A 26227-nucleotide genomic window follows, 5' to 3' on the forward strand; every position below is an offset into this window, starting at 1 on the left:
GCCTCCGAGATCAGTCGTAATGGTTCAGCGAGCGGGGCAGCGTGACCGGGCGACCCTCTATCAGGTCGTCGAGCACCGCGAAGATGGCGTCTGCGTCCGGAGGGCATCCGGGGATGAAGTAGTCCATGTGGACTACTTCATGGCAGGGGTAAACCTTGGTCGTGAGTCGGGGAATGTCCGGGTGGGAGGGGACGACGGGTTTGGCGCCCGGAACCGCGGTCGGCGAATTGACGTACGCCTCCGACAGGCAGTCCTTCAATTCGAAGACATTGCGCATCGCCGGGACGCCGCCCCAGACGGCGCAGGCTCCGACGGAGATCAGGATGTCGCAATTGTCCCGGAAGTGTCGCAGCGTTTCGATGTTGTCCTCGTTCGCGACACCCCCCTCGATGAATCCGATCGCGCAGCGCTCGGTGATTCTCTTGATGTCGGTCAGCGAGGACCGGTGGATGCTGATCTTGGTCAGGAGCGGCAGGAGCCGTTCGTCCATATCCAGAAAGGACAACGTGCAGCCCCAACAGCCGCACAAACCGATCATCGCCACCTTGACCTTGGTGTCGCGGGCCGCCGCGAGCGCCGGTTCCGTTGGGGCTACCGGTATTTCGTGCGACGTGGTCTCCTCGGTCACGGCTTACCAGACTCGTCTCGGCGGTCGAGGGCCCGTGCGCGCACAGATTCGAGCTCGTACTTACGTCGGCCGATCGGGACGTCGTATCCGACCCGTTTGTCGATGATGGCGCCGACGGGGCAGATGTCGACGGCATAGTGGATCTGCTCGTCCGGCATGGCATTGGCCCGCTCGGTGTCGATTTCGATCTGGGACTCGGGACCGCGCTCGCTGATGCTGAAGATCTTCTGGCCGCTGGATTCGTCGCGGACGAATTCCACGCAGCGTTGGCAGAAGATGCAGCGATCCCGTTCCAGCCAGATTTTCTCCGACGCATGGTCCCGCTCGCGACGCGGGAACCGGTACGGGAACCGTGACACCAGCATGTCCACCTCGTAGCCGACCGCCTGCAGCGTGCAGCGTCCACTCTTCTCGCAACTCGGGCAATTGTGGTTGCCCTCCGCGAACAGTAACTCCACCAACGCCTTCCGGAGGTCTGCCGTTTCCGGTTCGTCGACCTCGACTTTCAGTCCGTCCGAGACTCGAACCGTGCACGCCGCGACCACGGTGCCGTTCACCTTGACCGAGCAGACCCGGCAGGTTCCGAGGCACGGCTTGCCTTCGAGGTAGCACAGCGTCGGGATGTACACCCCAGCGTCGGCGGCCACATCGACCAGGACGCCGCCTTCTTCGGTCGACATCGGTACCCCATCGATTTCGATGCGGATGGTCATGCGGTCCCGTCCGTTTCCAGTTCGGTAACTGCCTTGTCGTACCCGGCCAGGGCAGCATCGAGATCGAATGAGAGCAGCAGGGCCTGTTCCTGGGTGCGCAATCTGCTCCGATAGATCTCGGGGAACTTTTCCAGGGTCGTCAGAATGGGATTGGCGGCGGTGGCGCCGAGACCGCACCGACTTGTCGTTCGCACCAGCGCACCCCAGCGGGCCACGTCGTCCAGATCCTCTTCGACGCCGGCGCCTGCGACCACGCGTTCCACCTTGTCGTCCAGAACGACGGTGCCCGCCCTGCAGGGAACGCAAATGCCGCACGACTCGTCAACGAAGAACCGCGTGTAGTCGCTGACGCATTGCAGCAGGTCGCGGCTCGAATTGAAGATCGTGACGGCGCCACTGCACGGAATGTCCTCGTACGCGATCCGACGTTTGCCGTCCACCTCCACCGACAGACACTCCCCCGCTGGGCCACTCATCTGGACAGCGCAAGCACCCCGCGCCCCGACCATTGCCAGCACCTCATCGAGGGTGATGCCCCACTCGACCTCGTAGACGCCCGGACGGTCGCAGTCCCCCGCGACGCTCAGCAGGCGGGCGCCCGCGGAGTCGGGTGTGCCCATGCGGCGAAACCAGTGCGCGCCGTTCGCCATAACGCGGGTAGCTGCCGCAAACGTCTCGACATTGTTGACGCAGGTGGGTTTGCCGAGATACCCCTCCTGGACCGGGAATGGCGGCTTCAGCCGGGGCGTACCCCGTTTACCCTCGCACGACTCGATCAGCGCCGATTCTTCACCGCAGACATAGGAACCGGCGCCCAGCTGGACGCGGATGTCGAAATCGAATCCTGGTCGCCCACCGATGCGGTATCCGAGCAGCCCGTCGTCCCGGAGTTGCTGGAGCTGAGCTTCCAGATACCGCTTGAGATACACATATTCGGCACGCAGGTAGACGATTCCGTGCCGACTACCGATCGCGTAGGCCGCAATGACCATCCCGATGAAAACATCCCGTGGCGAGCGCGTCAGCAGTGCCCGGTCCTTGAACGTGCCGGGTTCACCTTCGTCAGCGTTGCAGATGACGTACTTGTCATCGCCGGGTGCGGCCCGGCACAGGCTCCACTTGCGCCCGGTGGGAAACCCCGCACCACCGTATCCGCGCAGTCGGGATTCGCTGATCTCGCCGATCGTCTGCTCGGGAGTGCCGGCGAGGCAGCGATCGAGCAACGACCGGTAATCCATTGTGCCGCAGAAGAACACCGGACCCTGCGTGCGGACATTGGACTGCACCAGGTGGTCCACGTAGGCGATGTCATCGTCTGGTAGCCCAGCTGGGTTTGCGATATCAGCGGCCACTCTCCCAGTTTTCAACTGGGATATGATGTCCGTGACAGTTTCCGGTGTCAGTCGGGTGAATACCACGCTGTCGATCAGCATCGCCGGTTCCTGATCGCTGAGTCCGATGCACGGCGTTTCAAACAAGCCGAAGACGCCCGCTTCGTCCGTTTCCCCGAAGCGGGCCCCGGTCTGGAGTTCGAGCGTGTCGTACACCGCCTGATACCCGCTCCTCTTCGCAATCACCGTGTTGCTCAAGTAAATCCGGTGCCGTCCTGATGGCTGACGGTGGAAGAAGTGATAAAAGGAGGCTGTCTCCACGATGTCCAGCGGAGACCGATCCAAAGCGGTGGCGAGCTGCGGCAAGACGTCATCGGGAATGTGGCCGTACAGATGCTGAACATCCCACAGTATGTCCATCAGTCGCGTTCCGTCGTAACGGTGGCGCCGCACTATTGCATCGATGTCCGAGGTCATTTCGTGCCGGGCCACGGCCGTACCGGCGTCGTCGGCGACCGCGTCGACCCGGCCCACCGGCTCGCGGCGGCGCCGAGTCATGCTGGCGACCACGAGGTCGGCGATGTCATCTCTGGCCCGGACAGCAGCACATCATCGGAATCCTCGCCTTTCTTGTACATGCCGGCTGATGTCAAAGGAAATGGATACCGCAGTCCTGCAAGCATTGTGATCTTGTATGCCGTCTCGTAGTGCCATAAGGCCCCGATCTACTCGAATTCAACCGTGACTCAATCGTCGTCCACAGGACGGCGCCTGTCATCGGGTTTCTGCCACTATCGGACCGACGCCCGCGGTTACGACTGCGCAGACGCGGCACCCATCTCGACCGAGCAACAACCAACCATCGCTGGGTCTGCCGTAAAAAACCGTTACAGGCAGGGTTGCCTGCCTGTGAAATTGGGGCTACTTTTGCGACATGGTGGCCAGAACCCGGACGCGACACTCCGACGAGCGGATTCACATTCCTCGCGCAGAGCGAGTGGAGGCCATGAGGGCGCGGCTGCTCGAGGCCACCCTGTGGTGCATCGTCGATAAGGGCTACGCCGCCACCTCCACCAATGATGTTGTCCGGCGCGCCAAGGTCTCCCGCGGAGCACTAGCTCACCACTTTCCGACCAAGGCGGCACTGGTCAATGCGGCCGCCAGCCACCTGGTGGCCAAACGGGCCCTCGATTTCGAGTCGCGGATGGCGCAACTCGATGCGGACCAGCGCACACCGGCGGCGGCACTCGACATCTTGTGGTCGTTCTACGAACAACCCGAATGTCGGGCATTGGTGGAACTGTCGATCGCAGCACGGCATGACTCCGAACTGCGCGCGTTGATGTCGACCTGGGACGACATGTACATCGAGCTACTGCGTACGTCGGCAACAGAATTCGTCCCCGACGTAGCCACAAATCCGCACGCCGGTGTGCTACTGCGGACCATCACCGCGCTCTACGACGGACTAGGTCTCTACGACATGACCCAGGACGACCACCGCAACAAGGTCGCCGAAGTCCGCACCTTCTTCTTCGCAATCTTGACCCAGCTGGACCCGACCCTGGGAGACGCTCGTGACTGAAACCTCTACCCGGCTCGTTCGCGCGCGGCGGATCCACTTCGACTATCCCGACGGCGGCTTGCAGCGGCACTACGTCCAGGGCGACTTGGTGATGAGTCACATCGTCGCCTACCTGTCCGCCACCTTCCCCGAGGGCGAGGACTTCTTCGTCCGGTCGGTGCGCAACTACGCCGATCAGGTCGCCGACCCGGTACTGCGGGAACAGGTGAAAGGCTTTATCGGACAGGAAGTGACGCACAGCCGCGAGCATGTAGCCCTCAACGAGCGGCTCCAACAGATGGGCTACCCCACCAGGTTCAACGACCGGATTACCCGACGTTCGCTGCAACGGGACGAACGCATATTCTCGCCGATCACGTGCCTGGCCATGACGGCCGCGCTCGAGCACTTCACCGCCGTGTTCGCCGAAACGCTACTAGGGGACGAGGATGCGCGTGCCCTGCTGGGGGCCACCGAGGTGCGAAAGATGTTGTTGTGGCATGCCTATGAGGAATCCGAGCATCGCGCGGTCGCCTTCGATGTGTACCGGGCAGTCGGTGGCACCGAGCGACGCCGCATCTGGACCATGCGAATGGTCACGTTTACCTTCTTCGGCAGCGTCGCGCTGTTCACCACGCTGTCACTGCTGGCAGACCGGGCCACCTACCACCCGGTGCGGCTGATTCGTAGCCTCTGGGCCCTGCGCCGGTCGCCGTTCCTGAAACGCTCCGTGCGCCAGCGATTTCGGCAGTACAACAAGGTGGGATTCCATCCCGACCACGTCGACAACACCGCCCTGCTCGAACGCTGGAAGCCCGAGCTTTTCGGCGTGGACGGACAACTCGCCGCCAACATGAGCTGACCGGGGCGGGTTTGCCCGCGCGGTCGCCGACAAGTTCGTATCGATCGTCGGCGGGCTCGCGGACCACCAACTCGGCGGGCAATCCACATGTCTGGATAGCCCGCAAGAGGAAGAATATCTGCATGAGGAACCAGAGCACCCTGACCGATCAGGAGAAGCAGGCCCGGCTCGACGTCAACCAGCTCAAGCAACTGGTGGGTCTGGTGGACTACGACCAGAGCAACGACCCCTTCCCCGTAACGGGCTGGGACGCCGTTGTTTTCGTGGTCGGCAACGCCACCGAGGCCGCGAGCTACTTTCAATCGGCGTGGGGCATGGAGCTGGTCGCCTACTCCGGGCCGGACAACGGCAACCGCGACCACAAGGCTTTCGTACTGCGGTCCGGCTCCGTGCGGTTCGTGCTGAAGGGTGCGGTGAACCCCGACAGCCCATTGGTGACCCACCATGCCAAACACGGTGACGGAGTCGTGGACATTTCTTTGGAAGTGCCCGACGTCGACAAGTGCATTGCCCAGGCCAAGCGGGCCGGCGCCACGGTCCTCGGCGAACCACATAACCTGTCGGATGAGCACGGCACCGTGCGCGTCGCGGCCATCGCGGCCTACGGACAAACACGGCACACGCTGGTTCAAAGGCAAGTAGCCGGTGCGCGATACGCCGGCCCCTACCTGCCCGGTTACCAGCCGGCGACCAGTGGATACGTCAAACGGGACGGCGCTCCCCCGCGGCTGTTTCAGGCGTTGGATCACGTCGTCGGCAACGTCGAGCTCGGCAAGATGGATGAGTGGGTCGGTTTCTACAACCGCGTCATGGGGTTTGTGAACCTGGCTGAGTTCGTCGGCGATGACATAGCCACCGAGTACTCGGCGCTGATGTCGAAGGTGGTGGCCAATGGCAACCACCGGGTGAAGTTCCCGCTCAACGAACCGGCCGTGGCGAAGCGCAAATCCCAGATCGACGAATACCTGGAGTTCTACCGAGGACCCGGCGTTCAGCACCTTGCGTTGGCCACCAACGACATCCTGAGCTCGGTCGACGAGCTGCGCAGGCACGGCGTCCAGTTCCTCGACACCCCCGACACCTACTACGAGGATCCCGAACTGCGTGCCCGGATCGGCGAGGTGCGCGTACCCGTCGCTGAGCTGCAGCGGCGCGGCATCCTCGTCGACCGCGATGAAGACGGCTACCTGCTTCAGATCTTCACCAAACCTTTGGGAGATCGGCCGACGGTCTTCTTCGAGCTCATCGAACGCCACGGCTCACTGGGTTTCGGTAAAGGGAATTTCAAGGCCCTGTTCGAGTCGATCGAGCGTGAGCAGGAAAAGCGCGGGAATCTGTGATGGCCGGCTACCAGTCCGGCTTCGGCAACAGCTTCGAAAGTGAGGCACTGCCCGGAGCGTTGCCGGTCGGCCGGAACTCCCCCCAACAGTGCGCCTACGGCCTTTACGCCGAACAACTCAGCGGTTCCCCGTTCACCGCGCCCCGGGCCGCCAACAAGCGATCCTGGCTGTACCGGATCCGCCCCAGCGTCGCTCATTGGGGCCGCTTCGCTCCCGTTGCAGCCGAGGGAGTTTCGTACTGGCGCTCGGCTCCCGACGACGCCAACCCGGTACCCATCGCCCAAATGCGTTGGCATCCCCTGCCGATACCGGATCCCGCGACCGCGGACACCACGTTCATCACCGGCGTGCGGACCATCACGACCGGCGGGGACGTCAACACGCGCAGCGGATTCGCCTGCAGCATCTACACCATCACGACGTCGATGGTCGACGCCTACTTCTACAACGGCGACGCCGAGATGCTGTTCGTCCTGGAGCAGGGGAACATACGGTTCTGGACCGAGTTCGGGATCATCGACGCCGAACCGAGCGAAATCGTCGTCATCCCACGCGGAGTGAAACTGCGCGTCGAGGTGCCCGATGGCCCGGCCCGGGGCTACTTGTGTGAAAACTACGGCAGCAGTTTCACTCTGCCCGAGCGCGGCCCGATCGGCGCCAATTGTTTGGCCAACTCGCGTGACTTCCTCACACCCGTCGCGAACTACGAGGATCGCGAGATCCCGTCCACGCTGTACGTGAAGTGGGGTGGCACGCTGTGGCAGGCCGAAGTGCGCCAGTCACCGCTGGATGTTGTTGCCTGGCATGGCAATTACGCGCCATACAAGTACGACATGCGGCGCTTCTCCCCTGTCGGCCCGGTCCTGTTCGACCATGCCGACCCGTCGATCTTCACGGTGCTCACCTCGCCCAGTGAGACGCGGGGAACCGCCAACGTCGACTTCGTGTGCTTCCCCGAACGCTGGATGGTCGCCGAAAACACCTTCCGGCCACCGTGGTACCACATGAACGTCATGAGCGAGTTCATGGGACTCGTGCGCGGTGTCTATGACGCCAAACCTGATGGCTTCGTCCCCGGTGGGGTCAGCCTGCACAACTGCATGACTCCCCATGGCCCCGACGCCAACGCCTTCCACGCCGCCAGTACCGAAAAATTGAAGCCGGTCAAGCAGGAAGACACACTGGCGTTCATGTTCGAAACCCGGCTCCCGCAGAAGGTCACCGCTTACGCGGCGAATCTGCCACAGCGGCAACAGGATTACGCCGACTGCTGGAGTGGACTGACCAAACGATTCGACCCGGGCACGCCGTGACCACACTGGATTTCACGCACGATCCGCGCTTGCGCAGCTGGGTTATCTCGGCCGAGTCCGGCGACTTCCCTTTGCAGAACCTCCCTTTCGGTGTTGTGGCCGGTGCAGCCGGCGCACCCCACGGCGTCGTCCGCATCGGAGACATGGTCCTGGATCTGCGCGCCCTGTCCGAGTCGGGGCTACTGACCGGTGAGGCTCAAATGGCGGCCGAAGCTGCCGCTCACGGCACGCTGAACACCCTGTTCGCCCTGGGCGCGGGTCCACGGATCGCGCTTCGCCATGCACTGTATTCCCTACTCGTCCAAGGGACACCGCAGCAAGAGGCGGTCGCAAGGCTGCTCACCCCACTGACCGACGTCGACGTCCTGCTGCCCGCCAGCATCGGTGACTACACCGACTTCTACGTCGGCATCCACCATGCCCGCAACATCGGTGCCCTGTTCCGGCCGGACAATCCCTTACTGCCCAACTACAAATGGGTTCCTCTCGGCTACCACGGCCGCGCCTCCAGCGTGCGGGTCAGCGGCACTCCGGTCATCCGGCCGCACGGACAGCTGAAGGCTCCCGGCGCACCGAAACCTGAACTGGCGCCAACCCGACAGCTCGATTTCGAACTCGAACTCGGCGTGTGGATGGGCCCGGAGAATGGGCTGGGTGAGCCGGTCACCATCGATGACGCCGACACTCACATCGCCGGTTATTGCCTGCTCAACGACTGGTCCGCGCGCGACGTGCAAGCCTGGGAATACCAGCCCCTGGGCCCCTTCTTGGCCAAGAGCTTCGGCACCACCGTGTCCCCGTGGGTGATCACTCCAGAAGCATTGGCGCCGTTCCGGATACCGGTGGACCGACCCGGGGATGATCCAACCCCACTGCCCTACCTCGACAGTCCACGACACCGGGCACAGGGCGGACTCGACATCGAACTGCGGGCCCATCTGAGGACGGCGCAGATGCGCGCCGCCGGCCACCCGCCTTACCTGGTCTCGCGCTCGTCCAGCCGCCACATGTATTGGAGCGACACGCAGATGGTCACCCACCACACCAGCAACGGGTGTGACCTACGCCCGGGCGACCTGCTCGGCACCGGCACCCTGTCCGGACCCACCCCGGGTTCCGAAGGCAGTCTGATGGAGCTCAGTCACGGCGGAAACGACCCCATCACATTGCCCAACGGCGAAATTCGGACGTTCGTCGAAGACGGCGACGAAGTTCTGCTGACGGCCAGCGCTCGCCGCCCAGGCACCGTCAGCATCGGATTCGGCGAATGCGTCGCCGTGGTCCAGCCGGCGATCACCTACCCGTGACTTCAGCGGCGTCATGCATCAGGCGGTGCGCCATCTCGTCGTCCACATCAGCGAAGAAGCCGCCGACCACATCTTCGATCTCGTTGAATCCCTGGGCGCAGAAGAGAACCGGTTGGTAGTGCGTGATGTCGTAGGTCTGTACACCCATTCGCCCGATATTCAGCGGCCGCAGGTCCGCAGAATCGAGTTGCTGGATCTCCCCGAATGACGAGAGCAGGCCGGCGCCATAGGTGCGCACTTCGCCATACTCGCGGACCGCACCGAACTCCAACGAGAACCAGAAGACATTCGAGACGAATTCAAGCGCCTCAGTCGTTTTCACCCGCTGGGCGGCCTGCCCGGCCAGCCGGTACAGCGTCGCGAAACGCTCATGGGCCAGGCAGTTGCCATGGCCGACGACCTCGTGGATCAGGTCCGGCTCGGGCGTGTAGAGCGGCACGGAATGGTGCCGGATGTACTGGGTGGAGTGGAATATTCCGTCGGCCAGCATGCCGTAGAACTCGCGCAACGGCACCAGCCCGGCCGCGGGCACGTACTGAAACCCGGTGAGCGGCTTGAGCATCTCGTTGACCTCGACGAGTTGCGGGATCCGATCCTCGGGAAGCCCGAGCCGCTCGCGGCCCTGCAGGTACACAGCGCACGCCCGGCGTTGATGGAGCCGGTGAAGCTCGGCACACGCGATGCGCCAGACCTCCTGCTCGTCGTCGGTGTAGGTCGCGATGGGTGGTGGTGTGCCGGGCGGCCAGTCCATGGCGAGCGCAGCGATGGCGTTGCGCCGCGCTCGGTATTCCGGATCGACGGCACCGGGATGATCCGCCGCGAGATGCACCGTGACGTCATCGCCCGAGCGCGTCACCGGTGCATACAACTGCGCTTCCTCGAACATCGCTGCCTCCCGGAGGTCCGGGCGTCGCACAGAGCGGCGTCTGTCAACCAGGATATGCGCGCTGTCTATTTGCGACCGGCAAGAATCTGTTCGCGCAGGATGTCGGCGTGCCCACAGTGCTGCGCCAGCTCGCGCAACACCTGGAGCATTCATCACTCCGTGGCGGCCGCCTGCTTCCTGGTGACCTTCACCATCATTCTGGAGTAGCCCTTCACGAAGTTGGATTGCGTGTACTCGGGCTCACCGACGACCTCGATGTCCTCGAATCGCGCCAGCAACTCCTCCCACAGGATCTTGAGCTGCAACTCGGCCAGACGGCTGCCCATGCACCGATGGATGCCGATGCCGAAGGCCAGGTGATGGCGGGCGTTGTGGCGGCCGATGATGAAGTCGTCCGGATTCTCGAACTTGCGCTCATCGCGGTTGGCCGAGGCGTACCACATGACGAGCTTGTCGCCTTTGCGGATGAATTGCCCGCCCAGGATGGTGTCCTGCTTGGCAATGCGGCGCATGTACGCCAGCGGGGTCTGCCAGCGGATGATCTCGTGCACCGCTTTGCTGATGAGTCCCGGGTCCGCCTTGAGCCGCGCGAATTCGTCAGGGTTCTGGTTCAGAGCGAGCACGCCGCCGGTCATCGAATTGCGGGTGGTGTCATTGCCGCCCACGATCAGCAGAATCAGGTTGCCGAGGAATTCCATCGGACGGTCGATCAGGTCTTTGGTGTCCTCGGACGACTGCATCAGGGTGATGAGGTCGAATCCGGGCTTCTCACCGGCTGCCAGGCGCGCCTTCTTGTCGTGCCACAGAGCGCTGAAGGCGCCGGCCATATCGGCTGCGGCTGCGAACATTTCGTCCATATCGGCCTCGCCACCGGTGGCCGAGGCGCTGCCGGCGACGGTATCGGTCCAGTACACCAACTTGCGGCGCTGGTCGTACGGGAAGTCGAGCAGAGTCGCCAGCATGCGTGAGGTCAGTTCGATCGACACGGTGTCGACCCAGTCGAACGGCGTGCCTTCCGGCAGCCCGTCGAGGACCTCCTGCACCCGGGTCCGGATGAGTGCCCCCATCTCCTGGAGGTTCTGGGGTGCCACCACGCCCTGAACCGCTCCGCGCTGTTCATCATGACGCGGCGGGTCCATGGCGATGAACATCTCGACGTCGAGGCCCTCGGGTGGGTCACCGATGATGATCTGCGGCTCAGCGGAGAACCGTTCGTTGTCCTTGTCGACAGTGACGATGTCCGTGTACCGGGTGATCGACCAGAACGGGCCGAACGGGCTGTTCGGCTGGTAGTGCACCGGGGCCTCGTCACGCAACCGCTTGAAGTACGACTGCCAGCGGCCCTGGCGGAACATGAACGGGTTACTCATGTCGATCTCTGCCAACGGCACATCCGCGGCAGCCGGAATCGGCTGCTCGACAAACACCGGGGTCTTGTCACCGACGACCGACGTTTTCGTCTTCTGGTAGAGGTGCATGCCCTTGATCTGCAAGGGCATTGGGATTGTCGACTGCGCGCGGCTGAGGACCGGGTCGAGAATCGCTTCCTGTGCCTTGGTGATTGCCTGACCGAGAATGTTCACGAGTTTCTCCGTTCTGAGACATGCGTCGACAATCACGCTACGAACCAATAGACGCAGATGGGAGAGCACAAGTGGCTAAATAGTTACTCGAAGTGGCAATGCGAGTGCGCCTCGACTTACTAGGTTTGGCAATGTGGTTGATTGGGACATTCCCCGTACACCGGCAAGTGTCGGCGTGCTCCTCGGGCTGGCCGGCGAACGCGGTGTGAGCCCGAAGACCTGCCTTGCCGGCTCCCGCTTGACCGTTCACGGCCTGCAACGCCCGAGCGCCGAGGTCACGGCCCGGCAGGAATTGGCCGTCGTCACGAATCTGCTGGAGGCACTTGATTATCCCGACGACCTCGGCGTCGAGGCGGGACTCCGCTATCGTCTGGCCACCTACGGGATCTTCGGGTTCGCGTTGATCAGCAGCCCGACCTTGCGCAGCGCCATTGATGTCGGAGTGCGGTATCTCGATCTGACCTTCGCGTCTTCCACCCTCGCAACTCGAGTGGTCGGCGACGAGTTCCACATCGTCCTGGAGGCCCCGGGCACACCGGACCTGGTTCGCCGCTTCGACATCGACCGGCTGGCCACCGCCATCGCCGTGATCAAGCGCGAACTGTCGACGGAACTGCCACCCTTCGGAGTTCAGTTCACCCATCCCCGCCCGTCCAGCCTCGACCGGTACCTCGCGGCGTTCGACACCGAGCCGGAATTCGGCGCACCCGAAAACCTGCTGATCCTGCCCGTCGACCTCCTCGACCTGCCGTTGCCACAAGCCAATGCCTACAACTCCGCGGCGACACAGGAGCAGTGCCGCAATCTCCTGGAGGAGCGGCGCAGCCGAACCGGGCTGTCAGGACAGGTTCGTGACCTGCTGCTGGCGTCCCCGGCGCAGCCGCCTAATGCACACGAGATCGCCCATTTGCTGATGATGAGCCCCCGCACGTTGCGTCACCGCCTCGGCGCCGAGGGCACGTCCTATCGCGAACTGCTCGACGAAATCCGGCAGAGATTATCGGAGGAAATGCTGATCAAAGGCCGGTTGACGGTCGCCGAGACGGCCAATCGGCTGGGATACGTCGAGTTGTCGAGTTTCTCGCAGGCCTTCCGCCGGTGGCATGGGATGAGCCCGCGCGCCTTCCGGGCAGCTCGCAGCTGAGACGCGTCTGAGCCGCAGTCAGTTCGCAGCCTCCCACCAATCGAGCACCCGCGTCGCGTGGAGGGTGAGCCACTTCGACGGTTGCCCGGCCGGCACATCGACTTCGAACCAGACCCGCCCGGGTTGCCGGCCCGTTTGCAGCCACGTGCCGTCGGACCGCCGCGCGGCGCGCACGATGCCGATGGCCTCGGTCATCCGCGGGTCGGGAACGGTGCCGTCGTGCGTGGCTGCCAGGCGAAAATAGTCGCACGCACCCAGGGCACTGTAGCTCCAGCGCATGGGATAACTGAAGTCGTTGATCCATTGTCCCACTGGTTGATTCGTCGTCAGCCGGTTGATCAGCCGGCGCTCCAGCAGATACTCCTCGCCACGGCGGCGCGCTGCGCGGATGTCGACGTTGCCGCCGACGACCGTCTCGAAAGCGAGCAGCCCTTTCAAGGAATTCAGCGTGGAATGGAACGACGATCGGCGCGACCCCTCGACCCAGTCGCAGTTCCACCCACCGTCAGGCAGCTGATGGTCGAGAAACCAGCCTGCGATGCCGCTGACGTCCGCGCCCAGCCACACTCCGTTGGCCAACGTCCACGCGTTGATGCAGCAATCCACCTCACCCGACCAGTAGGGCAGGTCGTCGTACTCCCAGTGGCAATACGCATCAAGCAATTCCGCCGTCCGGCGTTCTCGCAAGACCGTTGTGTCAAGGCCCCACTCCCGCAACGTATTCAGTGTCCACGTGGTGGCCGTCCATGGCTGGCCATCTTCGGCCCGCTCGGGGTCGTCGAAGTCATAGTCCGCCGGAAAGAAGGCCCCACCCGCCCACTGCCCATCGGCTTCTTGCAGTGCGAGCAGGCGTGCGCCATAGCCCTCGGTCGCGATTCGCGCCCGCGTCGCTTCCCACACCTCGGGCGGGGCATCGAGCAGGTCGCGCTCGACCTGCCAGCGCAGCGTCGGGTCGGAGTCCAACAACCAGTCCGTCAACGCCGCACTCATGATCAGACCACCGTCATCGCTACGAGCAGTACACCTGGCCGTTGAGCACACAATTCGACGGTGGCGTGTACGTCCCGCTGAGCACGCCACGGATTCCACCATTGGCAGATCCACCGGGCGGAATGACGCGATTCCAGCTCGCGGGGGTGATCACGTAGTGGGTGCCATATTGGGTGAATGTGCTATTCCACGTATGCGAGATGGACTGTCCCATCGGCATGTCGAATTCGAGTTTCCAGTCCGCCATCGGGACAGTGCTGTAGTTGGTGATGACGTAGCGCGCGATGAAACCGTCCTGCCACGTGTGCTGCACCACCAACCGCGCCCCAGCCGCGGCCGCATAGGCCACCGGAGTACCGGCAAGCCCGACAATGACCACCGCCATCGCGGACACCACGACGTGAAGCGCTGTACGCCAGCGCTTCACGTGGGAGTTCAGTCCAGTCATCGCGGCCAAGCCTAAGGCCCGCCGGTCAGCGTGCGGTCTGGCGCAGCGGGTGGGCTGCCGTACCTTTGCGCAATTGCAACCGTCACGAAATCTTTCGACGTGTCACGTGGATCGACACCGCCGCGATCGTCACGAGCGCCGTCCGGTTCCCACCGCCGCCGCATACCCGCCCCTGACGCACGGCCAAAAAATTTCCCGAATCACGTACTTGCACTCGCCGGTGCCGAGTGCTAAAACGAATCTATGCCAGCTGACACAGATAATCGGGCTGGCAGCGCACAGATGGCTAAAGAGAAAGGAAACCTGGAGGTGGCCACGATGCTGTTGCGTACTGATCCGTTCCGCGACCTTGACCGCTTCACCCAAGAGATCCTCGGCACCGCGGCCCGGCCCGCGGGAATGCCCATGGACGCCTGGCGTGACGGTGATGAGTTCCACGTCGAGTTCGACCTGCCCGGCATCAATGCCGACTCGCTCGACCTCGACATCGAGAACAATGTGGTGACCGTTCGTGCCGAACGCGCCCCGGTCGATTCGGCGCGGGAAATGTTGGCCGCCGAGCGGCCGCGAGGCGTCTTCTCCCGACAACTGGTGCTCGGCAACAACCTCGACACCGGCCGGATCACCGCGGACTACCACGACGGGGTGCTTCGACTGGTGATCCCGGTGGCGGAGAAGGCCAAACCCCGCAAGATCACGGTCGGCAGAGCCGGTGAAGCCAAGGCGATCAAAGAGAATCGAGTGATCACCGAGGATGGCAGCCCTGTTGCCGACAAGGCTACGGCCAAGGAGCCGGTGAACGCCTGACCCGGACCGGAGTGCCGGGCTGCGCAGCGTCGCAGCCCGGCACCGGTACCGCCACGTTCTTGAATGGTCGGTGTGATGCCGACAGCGCAAGGAGGTGAAAAGTGATGCGGTACAGCATGATTGCGGCGCCGGCGGCGCCTGAAACCATCACGCCAGATGAGTTGGCCCAGTCCCTGGGCGTGGATGACCCCGCGATGGTGATAGCGCTGATCGCCGAAGTCGACGCCATCTTCTGCCCCGCCGAAGCCCCCCGCTGTCAGCGGCCGACGCCACCGGCCATCGGGTGTGCTCTACAAGGGCCCCGGTGCGCTGGTCGGTCTTGGTGGCCCGCCTCTCGGCGACCGCATTGTGGGCCGGTGCGAAAGATGACTCCGGTGCAGCGGAGCCCATCGATGCAGACGCGCCAATGCCCGATCTAGGCAGCCGGCGGTGCCGACAGGGTGGGTCTGGAAGAGCTGACCGACTGCGCTGGCGGAAACCCGCCAGCGGCCGGCGCGGCTCCATCGCTAGCGTCGATGCGTGACCACAATTGCCCAACCGAATCCGGTAATCACCAGAGGCGCAGTTCTTTTCATGGCGTTAGCGGCCGCCCTGGGCACCGCAGCGATTTATCCTCTTCAACCGGCGATCGCCGACCTCACCCGGTCGCTGGACGCCGGTCCGGCCGCCGTCGGCGCTGCGCTGGCGGGCGGCCCAGTGGGCTACATGCTGGGTCTGGCCCTGCTCGTGCCACTAGTTGACAGGTTCTCTCCGCGGCGCGTCCTGGCGCTGGAATTCTTGGCCCTCGGCGGTGCGCTGGCGCTGACCGCCGCGGCCGGCACGGCCTGGCTGGTCGGTATCGGAGTACTTCTGACGGGGGCCTTCTCGTCGGTGGGGGCAGGCCTGAGCTCGGTGGTCGGACGCTTTGCGCCCGAGCACCGTCGCTCGACCGTCCTCGGTATCGTCACCGCCGGCATCTCCGCTGGCATATTGGCCGGCCGTATCGTCGGCGGCTGGTTGACCGACGTGATCGGTTGGCAGGCCATGCTTTTGGTTATGGCTGCGGCTGCCGTCGGTGTCTCCGCGTCCTGCCTGTTGCTGCTGCCGACTGCCACGGGAACCGTTGTGCACGGCTACCTCGCCGGCCTGGTGTCGACGCCCGGACTTCTCCTGCGTACCGCGGTGCTGCGTCGCGGCGCGCTGCGCGGCACCCTGTGGTTCTTCGCTTTCTGCGCGATCTGGTCCGGTATCGCGGTCACGCTCTCGCGAGAGCCGTTCTCATTGCACGCCACAAAGATCGGGCTCTACGCGCTGGCCGGCATCGCCGGCATCTTCGCGACGCGTATCGCCGGTGGCTGCACGGACCGGTTCGGATTCCGGCCGGTCGTGCTGCTGGGCCTTACGGCCGCCGGTATCGCCTGCCCCATACTTGCGCTCGGCCTGCACAACTCCGCGGCGACGATGGTCGCTCTGGCGATGTTCGACGCCGGCCTGTTCGCGGCACAGGTTGCGAACCAGACGACAATCCTGGCCATCGACCCATGTGCGCCCGCACGATTCAACAGTGCGTACATGCTCGTCTACTTCGTCGGCGGCAGCGTAGGGACGGCATTCGGTGCGGCCGCAGCAGCCTCATACGGTTGGCCTGCCACTGTGAGTGTTTGCGGCGCAGCGCTACTGGCCGCCGCGCTCCTCACGACCGATCGACCGCACCACACGCCGTGAGCGCCGCGTCGACGGTGGCGTCGATCAAGATGTCATCGATCGCTCCCACGGAGTCGTAGCGCAGCCGCGGTGGACACTACGACGTTTACGCCGGTGGGCCGGGACTACTGCCCTCGCTAGGGTGTCGATAATCGGGATGGTCGTTCGTGTAGAAGGTGAGGGGCGGCGCTCTGGCTGCCCCCCTGAACGAGGAGTGACGAGCATGCACTACCTACTTGCCATGCATCAGCCGGTCGGCGATCCGCCGCCGCCCGAGGTGCTGGAGCCGATCATGGATGCGCTGAATGTGGTCGAGAACGACATGCGTGCGGCCGGAGTATGGGTGTTCTCCGGTGGTTTGCACGGCCCGGATGCGTCGACCGTGGTGCGGGCCCACGAGGGCGCCATATTGACCACCGACGGCCCGTACGCCGAAGGCAAAGAGCATCTGGGCGGCTTCACCATCATCGACGTACCCGACTTGGACTCCGCTCTCGAATGGGCGCGCAAGCAGGCTGAGGCCGTCCGGCTCCTCCCGATCGAAGTACGCCCGTTTCGATTCGGTGCACAGGGCTGAGCTCGACCGTGCCGCCGATGCCGCCAGCGGATATCGCCGATGTGTTCCGCCGCGAGTACGGCAGGGCGGTGGCCGTCCTGGTCCGCCGATACGGTGACATCGACCTCGCCGAAGAAGCAGTCCAGGATGCCTTCGCCAAGGCTCTGGACCGATGGCCGCGGGCTGGGCCACCGCCGAGCCCAGCCGGATGGATCATCACCACTGCCGCAAATGCGATCGTCGACCGCTTCCGTAGAGAGTCGACGCGCGACGAGCGGCACGCGCAGGCAGCCCTGCTCTATCCGGTGGCCGACGCAAATGAACTCGAAGCCGGACCTGTGCGCGACGACCGCCTCCGATTGATCTTCATCTGCTGCCACCCGGCGCTGGCCCTCGAGGCGAGAGTGGCGCTCACGCTCCGCCTGCTCGCTGGCCTGTCGGCCAGCGAGATCGCGCGCGCTTTCCTCGTCTCGGAATCGGCTGTCGCTCAACGTCTCGTCCGCGCCAAACGCAAAATTCGCGACGCGCACATCCCCTACCGGGTGCCCCACGACAGCGACTTACCCGACCGCATTCACGGAGTGCTCGCCGTGGTGTACCTGATCTTCAACGAGGGCCACACCGCAAGCTCGGGCGACGATCTCGTACGAGCTGATCTCACCACGGAAGCCGTGCGTCTTGGCCGACTGCTGGTCGAGCTGATGCCCGATGAGCCCGAGGCATTGGGGCTGCTCGCGCTGATGTTGCTGACCGAGGCACGACGTGCTGCCCGCACCGATGCCGAAGGGAATCTGGTTCTACTCGCCGATCAGGACCGAAGTCGGTGGGATCACCGCTACATCGCCGAAGGCCAGGCGCTGGTTCGCCGCTGCCTGCGCCGGAACCGGCCGGGCCCGTACCAGATCCAGGCTGCGATCAACGCCGTGCACAGTGACGCACCCTCGGCATCCGCCACCGATTGGTGCCAGATTCTCGCGCTGTACGACCAACTGATGATCGTTGCGCCCACACCTGTCGTAGCTCTCAACCGGGCCGTGGCGATCGCCGAGGTGCACGACCCGCAGACGGCACTGGACCTGGTGGACGCAATCGATCTACCTGGCTACCACGTCTACCACGCGGTCCGCGCCTCGCTCCTGTCGCGGCTCGGCCGAACCGCCGAGGCTGCCGACGCCTACGACCGGGCGGCCGACCATGCGGCCAACCCGATCGAGTCGGCTCACCTGCGCCGCGCCCGCGACGCGCTCCGCGGTTGATTGGCTCAATTCGCCTCGGGCGCAAGCTGATCGGCGAGCTTTGCCATGCCGGCACACCGATGGCGGCCGCTATACCCGTTAGCCACTGGAATCTGCCAAGAATCCACCAAGGACCGCACCTCAGTATTGCTGCCAACGGTCAGACAGGCCGATTCAGCGAGAGGGAGCCATCATGCTCAGCATTCACAACATCAAGAAGGTCGCGGGTACGGCGCTGCTGTCGGGCGGCTTGGCGCTTGTCGGCTTCGGCCTGGCGTCGGGCACGGCTCAGGCCTTCAACCCGCAGCCGGAACCTCCGGGCAAGCCGGTCAATGTCTCCGTCACACCCCGGATCAGCTCGCCGGGCGCGATTCGTGGCTTCAACCCCACGCCGGAACCGCCCAAGGTGGTCACCGGTGGCATCCGGGGGTGCGACGGTTCCGTCTAGGCGCCGCAGCGGCAGAGCTCAGGTGACGGTCACCGTGTCACCGGCGACCGTCACCGTCTTCGGAGCCAGTGGCTTCTCCGCGGGGCCCTTGACCACGGAGCCGTCCACGGCACTGTATCGGCTTCCGTGGCAGGGACAGTCGATGGTGCCGTCGGCGACCTTCGACACCGTGCACTGCCGGTGGGTGCAGACCGCACTGAACGCCTTGAACTCACCCGCCCTCGGCTGGGTGACGACGATCTTCGACTCCTTGAGGACCGCACCCCCACCGACTGGCACATCGGCGGTTTTCACCGAGGTCGATGCGGCGGTGGCAGTCGTCGCCTTGCTCGAGGGCTGACCGGCGGGCGACCCGGAGTTCTTGCCACCGCAGGCGGCAAGAACCATTCCTGCACCGACGGCGCCGGCGCCGATGAGAACGCCGCGGCGACTCGCCGCAGTCGGATCGCTGCCGTGCTCACTGTCTGCCATCTATCCAGCCCCTCTCAGCCCTACGCCATGCTGGCAGACGTAGGGCTGAGAGAAGCGAGATCTGAGCAAATCTGCGGCAGGCTTACCGCCGTCCGCCGCCGCCCCCGGCGTTGTACCCGGGCGAAGCGACCTCTCCTTCGGTCAGTTCGAACGGCGGCGTGAACAAGCTGGGATCGTCAAGAGACGATTCTGGTGCGTCGAAGGGACCTTGTGCGGCCGGCGCGGCGGCGCCACCGCCTGCGGGCACGCAGGTGTCCCCGGATGCTACGAGGCCGTCCGCACACGTCAGGCCGTCGTCGGCGTGCGCGATCGGCAAGCCGACCAACCCGACCACGGCAGCCGCAACCCCAAACGTTGCCGCCGCCACTGACAAACGAGCGAAAGCTGACGTTGTTGCGCTCATTGCACACCCACTCTCCGGTGCTAACTGGTCCGGTGAAGGTAGCACCAATGGACCCGTTTCGACGGGTCGTTTCAACACTTGGGTCAATTGCCGTTACGCAGTGTTTTCACGCCAGGCCATAGGCGCTTTCCAACGCGGCCAACGCCTCACCGGTCTTGATGGCGAGCTTCTGCATGTGAGGCATCGAGTCACGACAGCCGGTGAAGCCGAAATTCAAAGTGCCCGAATAGCTTTGGCAGGTGATGTTGAGTCCGACACCATGCACCGGAATCGACACCGGATAGCTGGACACGAGTTCGTTGCCCCGGAAGTACAGCGGGTAGTCCGGGCCCGGCACGTTCGACAGGATGACGTTGTACGACGCGGGCGCCACCTTCGGCGCCCCCATCGTGGCGGCACCGGTCTGCACGAGGAACGGCGCCATCAGCGCGGCGGTGTAGGCCAATATCGCGTTGCTGGTCATGCCCGACAACTGCTCCTTGGCGGCCAGGGTCGACTCGCTGATCGCTTCGATCCGCTCGCGCGCGTCGATGATATCGGTACCCAGGGTGGCAAGAATCGCGCCGACGGCATTGCCGCCGCCGGGATCGTCTTTCGGCCGAATGTTGACCGGCAGCATGGCGATCAGAGATTTCTCGGGTAGGGCATCGAGTCCCAGCAGATAGTCGCGCAGCCCGCCGCCGCAGATGGCGAGCGCGACGTCGTTGAGAGTTCCGCCGACGGCCTCGGCAACGGCCCGCAGCCGGGCGATGTCGTATTGCTGCGTCGCGAACCGGCGGCTCCGACCGATGCGGCCGTTGAAGATGGTGTGTGGCGCCTGACCTGGCCCGACGAGCGGATTGCTCTTGCTGACGGCGGTGAATGCCAGCTTGGCGAAGGCAGCGGGCAGCTCGATGACCGTCGACAACTCAGAGGTGATGGACCGCAGCAAACCGCCGATGTCGGGGATGAGGCTGCTGTCCTTCTCGTCCTTCTTCCGCTCCCGCTTGGGCACCGGATTCCTGAAGAACAAGGGTGTTTCGGCATCAGACGGATCGGTCGACATCGACCGGATGAGCGTCTTCATCGCCGTATAGCCGTCGACGAGTGAGTGGTGCATCTTCACGTACAACGCGACATTGCCATCGTCGAGGCCTTCGATGATGTGCAGTTCCCACGGTGGACGCGTCAGGTCCAATTGCCGAGCATGCAAGCGGGAGATCAGGATTCCCAATTCACGCTGATCGCCCGGACGTGGCAGGGCAGAACGCCGAACGTGATACATGACGTCGAACTTCGTGTCCTCGACCCACCGTTGCAACGGGTTCAGCAGGAACCACGGGGTCTGCAGCTTCATGTTCCACGGTGGCTCGATCTCGTTGGACCCATAGATCTCGTCCCGCAGTTGATCCAGAATGTCCCCCGCGTCGCCCGACGTCAGGCCAAACTGCATCAGGCCCGCGACATGCATCATCGTCTCGGGAGATTCTGCCGCCAGGAACATCGAGTCGAGCGGAGACAGTCGTTTACTCGTCACCCGGGTGAACTTACCCAGCACTTGGCGGCCCGACGGCAAAACGCGTGAACGGCGCTCTCGCGCCAGAACTCACCCGCCGAACACGCCGCCATCGACCAGGATCGTGGTACCGATGGCAATCAGGACGACGGGAAATATGATGTGGCCCCAGCGGGAAAACGCATTGGCCACGACCGGGTGGGCAGCGAAGTAGCGGCCTGCCGCACACCACACGCCGACCCCGATCAGAAACACCGTGACATACGCCGCGAGCGTGCCGGTAGTGGCGACCGCGAACATCGGTACGTAGACACCGATGTTGTCGCCGCCGTTTGCGAACGTGATGCCCGCGACCTGCCACATACCCGGCGCGGGCGGCGGTGCTGCGTCCTCGGTTCCCGTCGGTTCGGCAACCCGGCCTCGCCAGCCCACCCATGCGGCTCTGAGCCCCAACATGATTGGGAGCAGGCCGAGATAAGGCAGCGCAGTCCTCGGCAGGAGGGCGGCACCGAGAAGGGCGGCGCTCGTCGACACCACCAAGATCGCCACGAAGCCGAGATACTGGCCCGCAACCACCCGGGCCGCCGCGCTGCGATGGCCCCGTGCCTTGCCGAAGAAGACCGCAAGCACCACAAGGTCGTCGATGTTGGTGACGGCGAACGCCGCGACGGCCTGGCTGACTGTGGCCAGACTCATGCCGTCGCACTCCTCGGGACGGCACTCATCGGTGAGGACATTACGGGACGCTGCCTGGGTCCCACGTGCAGAGTTCGTCTCGCGGTAACCTGGTCGACGCCGGCACATGACACAGTGCCCGCGTGACCGTCGACTCGGCGAGTGGCCTGCAGCGCGCTGTCGACGGTTTTCACCGCGGCTGCGAACTGGCGGTCAGCCGGTTGCCGTGGGGGCTCAAATCGATTGTTGCGTCGACTTTTCTGGGGTTCGCACTGATCAACGGCTGCACGTTCGCAGTCGACCTGCTGCTCCTGACTGCATTACGTGATGGGTTGAGCCTTCCGCTGGCGGTGGCGGTGACGATCTCCTACGTCTGCGCGTTCGGGCTGAGCTATGTCCTGAACCGGATCTTCAACTTCAGCTCGCACAGTGCCGTCGGCCCGCAACTCGCCGTCTACATCGTCGTGGTGGCGGTCAACTACCTGGCGTTCATCCTTGGTGTGTCGACCGGGTTGTCGGCCCTCGGCGTCGAGTACCACGTCGCCCGCATCACCGCGGGGACGTGCGAAGCCGCCTATATGTATTGCGCGATGCGCTGGGTGGTGTTCCGAGGCTGAGGGGGCGCACAGCGCGCCGGTGAGCTGCGTCTCATGGCGAGCAGAAATGCTGTGACAGTGTTAATTTCGCTTCGTCAAAGCTGTACTGAAGTACCAAACCGGGGGTAGGTCGCGGACAGGCAGGTTTAGCACACGCACGGGCGAGGTCCCGCCACCAGTGTCGCCATCACCATCGCCGATCCATCGGCGAGATTCCTGAGCAGCTTCCCATGCGACATCGTCGCACCAGTGGTGCTGCTCTGCGCTCCAACCAGAGTCTCCATCCTTCCGTACAGATAGGAAACTGCTCCGTGCACGGTCTATTTCGCTTTAGCGCAATAGGTTTGGTGGTCGGCCTCTGCGCGTCGCTCAGCGTCGACCCATCGGCAGCCGCCCAGAAGGACGGTCCAGACGTCGCCTTCTACCTGCAGGGCACCTGCCTGTGTGACGTCACACCGACGCCACAGGAGGCCCTCGGACTGGCCGGCGGATACCTCAAGTCCGCCGGTGCCATCAACGGCATCGGTTACCCCGCCGGATTACTGTTCGCGGCGGACGCCCTCGTCGGTTCCGGCGCCGTGAACGCCACACTGGCCCAGGTGCCCGCCGACAGCACCGTCACCCTGGCCGGGGTCAGCCAAGGTGCCATAGTCCTGAACTACGTGAAACTCTCACGGTTGCTGCAGGATTCGCATAGCCGATCGACTACTGACAACCTGCGATTCGTGACCTTCGGCGACCCGCAGAACGCCACCGGCGGCATCACCACCAAGAATCCCGCACTGCAACTCTTCGCGCCGAACGTCCCGGTGCCAACGTCCTACCCCACCACCGAGATCGTTCGCGAATACGACGGCTTCTCGGACTGGCCCGACAAGCCAACACGTTTGGCAGTCCTCAACGCCGTGATGGGTATCGGATTCGTGCATACCGACTACGGGTCAGCGGCCAACCCGGCGACACCTGGAACACTCAAAACCGTCCGCACCAACGCCGCAGGCGGCACCACCACGCACTACGTGGTGCCCACGGCCGGACTGCCACTCACTCAACCGCTGCGCAATATGGGCCTGAACACGTCCCTCGTCGACCGCTGGCTCCGGCCGCAGATCGACCGGGCCTACTTCCGCCGCCCGCAGGTAGAGGCCGGCGGTCCGACTGCCCCGCTACCGGCTGAGCCGGCTCAGCCGAAAGTTCCCGTCGGCACTCCGGTAGCCGCCGAGGCCACTCCGGCTACGCGAAAAGCGCCCGATCGTCAGCAGCCCACCAAGTCCGTACCGGCACAGCGGGCGCGTGACAAGACCGCCGACGCGACACGTCAGGGCACTGAGACATCAGCCGCCAAACCGGAGGCCAAGGCAAGTGCAGCAAAGGACACAACTGCGGCCACCGGCGCGAAACCGACTGGCAGCACCAAGGACAAGGCAGCCAAGTCGCAGTCTGACAGCAAAGTTCGTCCAGCGCGCGAGCACTGACGAGTCCGCTGACACCGTGAACCCGCCGCCATGCGAAACAGGGTTCATGCCATAGATTTTCGAAGGTTTCGCTGTGGCGGACAATCAAGGAGGTAATTCCCATGTGGGTCAAAGCCCAGGCATCGGCTTTCTCGGTGCTGTGCTCGGCGGCGGTCGTGGCGACGACTGCGGTACCGCTTGTGCCGACGGCACACCCGACAGTGACCCGGGGTGCCGACTACCGGTACGCGCTCACGGCGGCGACCATTGATGCCGCTTTCAATCCGATCCAATACCTCGGCGGCCTCGGGGGCGCGGCCCAAGCCGTCGCATCCGACGTGATCTATTGGCAGACACCCGACTTCCCGCTGCTGGTGCTGAGCGCACAAGTTGATCCGGGCACCGGCGAGTACACGGCGGTGCAGAAAGTCAATTCCACGGCAACCGACCTGCAGAATCTGGTCGGCGCGGTCACCGCATTTCCCGGCGCCTCGTCGTCGACCCAGGTGAAACAGTTGGTCAGCGGCATCGGAGCCGCGGGCTCGGCGGCCGCAACCGCGACGCACACCATCACCGCAACGCTCGCACCCCACCTTGCACCACTCACCCCGGTGATCTATGTGGTCAAGGTCCTCAGTGCGGCGGTGGGCGTGTACTACGCCGTCGCCACGCTCTCCACCACGGGAGTGAGCACAGTGCTGAGCGGGCATAACCCGCTGACCGCCGTCGCCAATGTCGTGTCGTCGGTGCAGGGGTTGGCGAACGCGATTGCCGGCGCCCCGCATCCGTTGGCCTCACGCTCGACAGCTGCCGCCGCCGTTTCGACCCCCGCGCCGTCGCAACTCGCAGCGAAGACCGCCGCGACCACTGCCACAGCCGCCCAGACGGGCGAGAAGACCGCCGCCACCGCCACCGCTACGCCACGGACACGTGCCGGCCGAGGCACCACGGGAGCCAAATCCCCAGACGCACAAGCAGAGTCACCAACCGACAACGCCACCTCACCGAAACCGAGCACTACGCCGACCAAATCAAAACCGTCGTCAGCGCCGAAGTCGGCGGCTGCCTCTGACTCGCACACCGAACAATCGGCTGAGTCGACGAAGCAGCCCGCGGGTGGGGGAAGTGCTTCCACGCCGTCCGCCAAGCGCACTGCGAAGAGCAGCGATCACGCCGGCCATGACGGCGGAAGCAGCCACGCCGAATCAGCCCCCAAGTCGAAGAGTGATCACTGATCTCGTAGACACTTGAACCATGGCGAAAATGCACCACTACGAGCTCGAGGTCACCTGGACGGGCAACACCGGCAGCGGCACCTCCGGTTACCGCGAGTACGCCCGTGCTCACGACGTCAGCGGCGATGGCAAGCCCACGATCGCGGGTAGTGCTGACCCGGCGTTCCGCGGCGACCCGCAGCGCTGGAACCCGGAGGAACTGCTCGTGGCGTCCCTGTCGCAGTGTCACATGCTGTGGGTCCTGGCCCTGTGTTCCCAAGAGGGCATCGTCGTGACCGGGTACACCGACCACCCGTCGGGCACCATGGCCCAAACCCCTGACGGCGGTGGATATTTCACCGAGGTGGTGCTGCGGCCTGTCGTGCAGATCGCCGACGGCCGCCACCGCGCTGCGCTCACTGACGTACACGAGCGTGCCCACCACCTGTGTTTCATCGCCAATTCGGTCAACTTCGACGTCCGGTGCGAAGCGCAGACGACTGTCGCCGAATCGGAGTAAACCCGCGGTATCCCCGTGGGAAAATGCCGCATGACCATCAAGCTCGACGCTCTGGACGCCGCGCTGCTGTCGGAGCTGGCCGCCGACCCGCGGACGCCGATTCTCGAGCTCGCGTCGCGACTGAAGGTCGCCCGGAACACGGTCCAGGCCCGGATGAAGCGGCTCGAAGAATCCGGGCTGGTACGCGGCTACCCGCCGAACATCAACCTGTCCCAGCTCGGGTTCGCGGTGCATGCACTGGTCTTCATCGAGACGGACCAGACCAAGATGAACGCCATCATTGCGGCGCTGCAGGACATCCCGCATGTACTGGAGGTCCATGCCACGACCGGGCGAGCGGATCTGCTGGCCCGCATTGCCGCCCAGACGCAGGAAGAACTGCTCAGCGTGATCCAGCGCGTCCACCGCATCGACGGCGTCAAGCATTCCGAGACCATGCTTGCCATGGCGACTCCGGTCGAATACCGATCACTGCCCCTCGTGCAGCACGTGACCCAACATCGAACAAAATGATGCGTGCGTCACAGTGTGCCACGTCACAATTGAGCAGTTTGATCAACA

27 protein-coding genes and 1 pseudogene are annotated in these 26227 nt (G+C 64.3%); 16 read left to right on the plus strand and 12 right to left on the minus strand.

Annotated elements, in window-relative coordinates; genetic code table 11:
• Nucleotides 1-10 precede the first annotated feature (10 nt).
• Genes ACX12F_RS14565 through ACX12F_RS14575 form a run of 3 tightly spaced genes read right to left on the minus strand, consistent with a single transcriptional unit; the run spans nucleotide 11 to nucleotide 3230 of the window.
• Nucleotides 11-628: an NADH-quinone oxidoreductase subunit B family protein gene (locus ACX12F_RS14565; RefSeq protein WP_459365274.1), complete on the minus strand. Its 618-nt coding sequence runs from the start codon at nucleotides 626-628 to the stop codon at nucleotides 11-13.
• Complete coding sequence (locus ACX12F_RS14570) at nucleotides 625-1341, minus strand: 2Fe-2S iron-sulfur cluster-binding protein (RefSeq protein WP_459365275.1); 717 nt, start codon at nucleotides 1339-1341, stop codon at nucleotides 625-627. Before ACX12F_RS14570 ends, ACX12F_RS14565 begins: the two co-directional genes overlap by 4 nt.
• Nucleotides 1338-3230, minus strand: coding sequence for an NAD(P)H-dependent oxidoreductase subunit E (locus ACX12F_RS14575; protein ID WP_459365276.1), 1893 nt, complete (start codon nucleotides 3228-3230; stop codon nucleotides 1338-1340). Before ACX12F_RS14575 ends, ACX12F_RS14570 begins: the two co-directional genes overlap by 4 nt.
• 376 nt (nucleotides 3231-3606) lie before the next feature.
• On the opposite strand from ACX12F_RS14575, the gene ACX12F_RS14580 reads away from it, so the two are divergent.
• The 5 genes from ACX12F_RS14580 to fahA all read left to right on the plus strand — a co-directional run bounded on the left by ACX12F_RS14580 (nucleotide 3607) and on the right by fahA (nucleotide 9058).
• Complete coding sequence (locus tag ACX12F_RS14580; RefSeq protein WP_459365277.1) at nucleotides 3607-4257, plus strand: TetR/AcrR family transcriptional regulator; 651 nt, start codon at nucleotides 3607-3609, stop codon at nucleotides 4255-4257.
• Nucleotides 4250-5098, plus strand: coding sequence for a metal-dependent hydrolase (locus ACX12F_RS14585; RefSeq protein ID WP_459365278.1), 849 nt, complete (start codon nucleotides 4250-4252; stop codon nucleotides 5096-5098). The genes ACX12F_RS14580 and ACX12F_RS14585 overlap by 8 nt, the downstream gene beginning before the upstream one ends.
• 122 nt (nucleotides 5099-5220) lie before the next feature.
• Complete coding sequence (gene hppD, locus ACX12F_RS14590; protein ID WP_459365279.1) at nucleotides 5221-6438, plus strand: 4-hydroxyphenylpyruvate dioxygenase; 1218 nt, start codon at nucleotides 5221-5223, stop codon at nucleotides 6436-6438.
• Entirely contained in the window at nucleotides 6438-7751 is a 1314-nt protein-coding gene (gene hmgA, locus ACX12F_RS14595) for a homogentisate 1,2-dioxygenase (protein ID WP_459365280.1), read from the plus strand. The genes hppD and hmgA overlap by 1 nt, the downstream gene beginning before the upstream one ends.
• Before the next feature lie 29 nt (nucleotides 7752-7780).
• On the plus strand, nucleotides 7781-9058 hold the full coding sequence (gene fahA, locus ACX12F_RS14600; RefSeq protein ID WP_459365281.1) for a fumarylacetoacetase: 1278 nt from the start codon (nucleotides 7781-7783) through the stop codon (nucleotides 9056-9058).
• Here fahA and ACX12F_RS14605 read toward each other — a convergent pair.
• From ACX12F_RS14605 to ACX12F_RS14615, 3 genes and pseudogenes are all read right to left on the minus strand, one after another.
• A complete protein-coding gene (locus tag ACX12F_RS14605; RefSeq protein ID WP_459365282.1) occupies nucleotides 9045-9944 on the minus strand; it encodes a phenylalanine 4-monooxygenase in 900 nt (299 codons plus the stop codon). The genes fahA and ACX12F_RS14605 overlap by 14 nt on opposite strands.
• Nucleotides 9945-10009: 65 nt before the next feature.
• Entirely contained in the window at nucleotides 10010-10093 is an 84-nt protein-coding gene (locus ACX12F_RS14610; protein WP_459370353.1) for a mycothiol transferase, read from the minus strand.
• Nucleotides 10094-10123: 30 nt separating this feature from the next.
• Nucleotides 10124-11443: pseudogene (locus ACX12F_RS14615) on the minus strand (cytochrome P450); the annotation flags it as partial.
• 217 nt (nucleotides 11444-11660) lie between these two features.
• Between ACX12F_RS14615 and ACX12F_RS14620 the strand changes: the two are divergent.
• Nucleotides 11661-12671 carry an AraC family transcriptional regulator gene (locus ACX12F_RS14620; RefSeq protein WP_459365283.1) on the plus strand — a complete coding sequence of 337 codons (1011 nt, stop codon included), beginning with the start codon at nucleotides 11661-11663 and terminating at the stop codon, nucleotides 12669-12671.
• An 18-nt stretch (nucleotides 12672-12689) separates the two neighbouring features.
• Here ACX12F_RS14620 and ACX12F_RS14625 read toward each other — a convergent pair whose 3' ends face one another.
• The gene (locus tag ACX12F_RS14625; protein WP_459365284.1) at nucleotides 12690-13661 is read right to left on the minus strand and encodes a prenyltransferase/squalene oxidase repeat-containing protein; all 972 of its coding nucleotides are present in this window, start codon (nucleotides 13659-13661) and stop codon (nucleotides 12690-12692) included.
• Nucleotides 13662-13680: 19 nt separating this feature from the next.
• On the minus strand, nucleotides 13681-14109 hold the full coding sequence (locus ACX12F_RS14630) for a cellulose-binding domain-containing protein (protein WP_459365285.1): 429 nt from the start codon (nucleotides 14107-14109) through the stop codon (nucleotides 13681-13683).
• 318 nt (nucleotides 14110-14427) lie between these two features.
• Between ACX12F_RS14630 and ACX12F_RS14635 the strand changes: the two genes are divergently transcribed.
• The 5 genes from ACX12F_RS14635 (at nucleotide 14428) to ACX12F_RS14655 (ending at nucleotide 18838) form a co-directional block, all read left to right on the plus strand.
• On the plus strand, nucleotides 14428-14916 hold the full coding sequence (locus ACX12F_RS14635; RefSeq protein WP_459370354.1) for an Hsp20/alpha crystallin family protein: 489 nt from the start codon (nucleotides 14428-14430) through the stop codon (nucleotides 14914-14916).
• Between the two features lie 519 nt (nucleotides 14917-15435).
• A complete protein-coding gene (locus tag ACX12F_RS14640; RefSeq protein WP_459365286.1) occupies nucleotides 15436-16620 on the plus strand; it encodes an MFS transporter in 1185 nt (394 codons plus the stop codon).
• Between the two features lie 202 nt (nucleotides 16621-16822).
• Nucleotides 16823-17176, plus strand: a complete 354-nt coding sequence (locus ACX12F_RS14645) for a YciI family protein (protein ID WP_459365287.1) — start codon at nucleotides 16823-16825, stop codon at nucleotides 17174-17176.
• Between the two features lie 17 nt (nucleotides 17177-17193).
• Nucleotides 17194-18411: an RNA polymerase sigma factor gene (locus ACX12F_RS14650; protein WP_459365288.1), complete on the plus strand. Its 1218-nt coding sequence runs from the start codon at nucleotides 17194-17196 to the stop codon at nucleotides 18409-18411.
• Nucleotides 18412-18583: 172 nt separating this feature from the next.
• Nucleotides 18584-18838 carry a hypothetical protein gene (locus ACX12F_RS14655; protein ID WP_459365289.1) on the plus strand — a complete coding sequence of 85 codons (255 nt, stop codon included), beginning with the start codon at nucleotides 18584-18586 and terminating at the stop codon, nucleotides 18836-18838.
• Nucleotides 18839-18856: 18 nt separating this feature from the next.
• Here ACX12F_RS14655 and ACX12F_RS14660 read toward each other — a convergent pair whose 3' ends face one another.
• The 4 genes from ACX12F_RS14660 to ACX12F_RS14675 form a co-directional block, all read right to left on the minus strand.
• On the minus strand, nucleotides 18857-19309 hold the full coding sequence (locus ACX12F_RS14660; RefSeq protein WP_459365290.1) for a Rieske (2Fe-2S) protein: 453 nt from the start codon (nucleotides 19307-19309) through the stop codon (nucleotides 18857-18859).
• Nucleotides 19310-19391: 82 nt separating this feature from the next.
• The gene (locus tag ACX12F_RS14665) at nucleotides 19392-19712 is read right to left on the minus strand and encodes a hypothetical protein (protein WP_459365291.1); all 321 of its coding nucleotides are present in this window, start codon (nucleotides 19710-19712) and stop codon (nucleotides 19392-19394) included.
• A 106-nt stretch (nucleotides 19713-19818) separates the two neighbouring features.
• Entirely contained in the window at nucleotides 19819-21195 is a 1377-nt protein-coding gene (locus tag ACX12F_RS14670; RefSeq protein ID WP_459370355.1) for a WS/DGAT/MGAT family O-acyltransferase, read from the minus strand.
• A gap of 102 nt (nucleotides 21196-21297) precedes the next feature.
• Nucleotides 21298-21903: a cadmium resistance transporter gene (locus ACX12F_RS14675; protein ID WP_459365292.1), complete on the minus strand. Its 606-nt coding sequence runs from the start codon at nucleotides 21901-21903 to the stop codon at nucleotides 21298-21300.
• A 122-nt stretch (nucleotides 21904-22025) separates the two neighbouring features.
• On the opposite strand from ACX12F_RS14675, the gene ACX12F_RS14680 reads away from it, so the two are divergent.
• The 5 genes from ACX12F_RS14680 to ACX12F_RS14700 all read left to right on the plus strand — a co-directional run bounded on the left by ACX12F_RS14680 (nucleotide 22026) and on the right by ACX12F_RS14700 (nucleotide 26179).
• Nucleotides 22026-22499 carry a GtrA family protein gene (locus ACX12F_RS14680; protein ID WP_459365293.1) on the plus strand — a complete coding sequence of 158 codons (474 nt, stop codon included), beginning with the start codon at nucleotides 22026-22028 and terminating at the stop codon, nucleotides 22497-22499.
• A 326-nt stretch (nucleotides 22500-22825) separates the two neighbouring features.
• Nucleotides 22826-23953 (plus strand): PE-PPE domain-containing protein, encoded by a 1128-nt coding sequence (locus ACX12F_RS14685; protein WP_459365294.1) that lies wholly within the window; start codon nucleotides 22826-22828, stop codon nucleotides 23951-23953.
• 101 nt (nucleotides 23954-24054) lie between these two features.
• On the plus strand, nucleotides 24055-25167 hold the full coding sequence (locus ACX12F_RS14690; protein WP_459365295.1) for a hypothetical protein: 1113 nt from the start codon (nucleotides 24055-24057) through the stop codon (nucleotides 25165-25167).
• A 19-nt stretch (nucleotides 25168-25186) separates the two neighbouring features.
• Entirely contained in the window at nucleotides 25187-25666 is a 480-nt protein-coding gene (locus ACX12F_RS14695; RefSeq protein WP_459365296.1) for an OsmC family protein, read from the plus strand.
• A 30-nt stretch (nucleotides 25667-25696) separates the two neighbouring features.
• Entirely contained in the window at nucleotides 25697-26179 is a 483-nt protein-coding gene (locus ACX12F_RS14700) for an Lrp/AsnC family transcriptional regulator (protein ID WP_459365297.1), read from the plus strand.
• Nucleotides 26180-26227 lie beyond the last annotated feature (48 nt).

Source organism: Mycolicibacterium sp. HS_4_1 (genome assembly GCF_054515875.1).

Bases quoted from the DNA above. Each gene is read 5' to 3' on its own strand.
- ACX12F_RS14610 (WP_459370353.1), bottom strand. From the start codon at position 10,093: ATGCTCCAGGTGTTGCGCGAGCTGGCGCAGCACTGTGGGCACGCCGAC.
- ACX12F_RS14655 (WP_459365289.1), top strand. From the start codon at position 18,584: ATGCTCAGCATTCACAACATCAAGAAGGTCGCGGGTACGGCGCTGCTG.
- ACX12F_RS14625 (WP_459365284.1), bottom strand. From the start codon at position 13,661: ATGAGTGCGGCGTTGACGGACTGGTTGTTGGACTCCGACCCGACGCTG.
- ACX12F_RS14570 (WP_459365275.1), bottom strand. From the start codon at position 1,341: ATGACCATCCGCATCGAAATCGATGGGGTACCGATGTCGACCGAAGAA.
- ACX12F_RS14695 (WP_459365296.1), top strand. From the start codon at position 25,187: ATGGCGAAAATGCACCACTACGAGCTCGAGGTCACCTGGACGGGCAAC.
- ACX12F_RS14635 (WP_459370354.1), top strand. From the start codon at position 14,428: ATGCTGTTGCGTACTGATCCGTTCCGCGACCTTGACCGCTTCACCCAA.
- ACX12F_RS14665 (WP_459365291.1), bottom strand. From the start codon at position 19,712: ATGAGCGCAACAACGTCAGCTTTCGCTCGTTTGTCAGTGGCGGCGGCA.
- ACX12F_RS14690 (WP_459365295.1), top strand. From the start codon at position 24,055: ATGTGGGTCAAAGCCCAGGCATCGGCTTTCTCGGTGCTGTGCTCGGCG.
- ACX12F_RS14580 (WP_459365277.1), top strand. From the start codon at position 3,607: ATGGTGGCCAGAACCCGGACGCGACACTCCGACGAGCGGATTCACATT.
- hppD (WP_459365279.1), top strand. From the start codon at position 5,221: ATGAGGAACCAGAGCACCCTGACCGATCAGGAGAAGCAGGCCCGGCTC.
- ACX12F_RS14660 (WP_459365290.1), bottom strand. From the start codon at position 19,309: ATGGCAGACAGTGAGCACGGCAGCGATCCGACTGCGGCGAGTCGCCGC.
- ACX12F_RS14645 (WP_459365287.1), top strand. From the start codon at position 16,823: ATGCACTACCTACTTGCCATGCATCAGCCGGTCGGCGATCCGCCGCCG.
- ACX12F_RS14575 (WP_459365276.1), bottom strand. From the start codon at position 3,230: ATGACTCGGCGCCGCCGCGAGCCGGTGGGCCGGGTCGACGCGGTCGCC.
- ACX12F_RS14605 (WP_459365282.1), bottom strand. From the start codon at position 9,944: ATGTTCGAGGAAGCGCAGTTGTATGCACCGGTGACGCGCTCGGGCGAT.
- ACX12F_RS14670 (WP_459370355.1), bottom strand. From the start codon at position 21,195: ATGTTCCTGGCGGCAGAATCTCCCGAGACGATGATGCATGTCGCGGGC.
- ACX12F_RS14630 (WP_459365285.1), bottom strand. From the start codon at position 14,109: ATGACTGGACTGAACTCCCACGTGAAGCGCTGGCGTACAGCGCTTCAC.
- hmgA (WP_459365280.1), top strand. From the start codon at position 6,438: ATGGCCGGCTACCAGTCCGGCTTCGGCAACAGCTTCGAAAGTGAGGCA.
- ACX12F_RS14675 (WP_459365292.1), bottom strand. From the start codon at position 21,903: ATGAGTCTGGCCACAGTCAGCCAGGCCGTCGCGGCGTTCGCCGTCACC.
- ACX12F_RS14650 (WP_459365288.1), top strand. From the start codon at position 17,194: ATGCCGCCAGCGGATATCGCCGATGTGTTCCGCCGCGAGTACGGCAGG.
- ACX12F_RS14700 (WP_459365297.1), top strand. From the start codon at position 25,697: ATGACCATCAAGCTCGACGCTCTGGACGCCGCGCTGCTGTCGGAGCTG.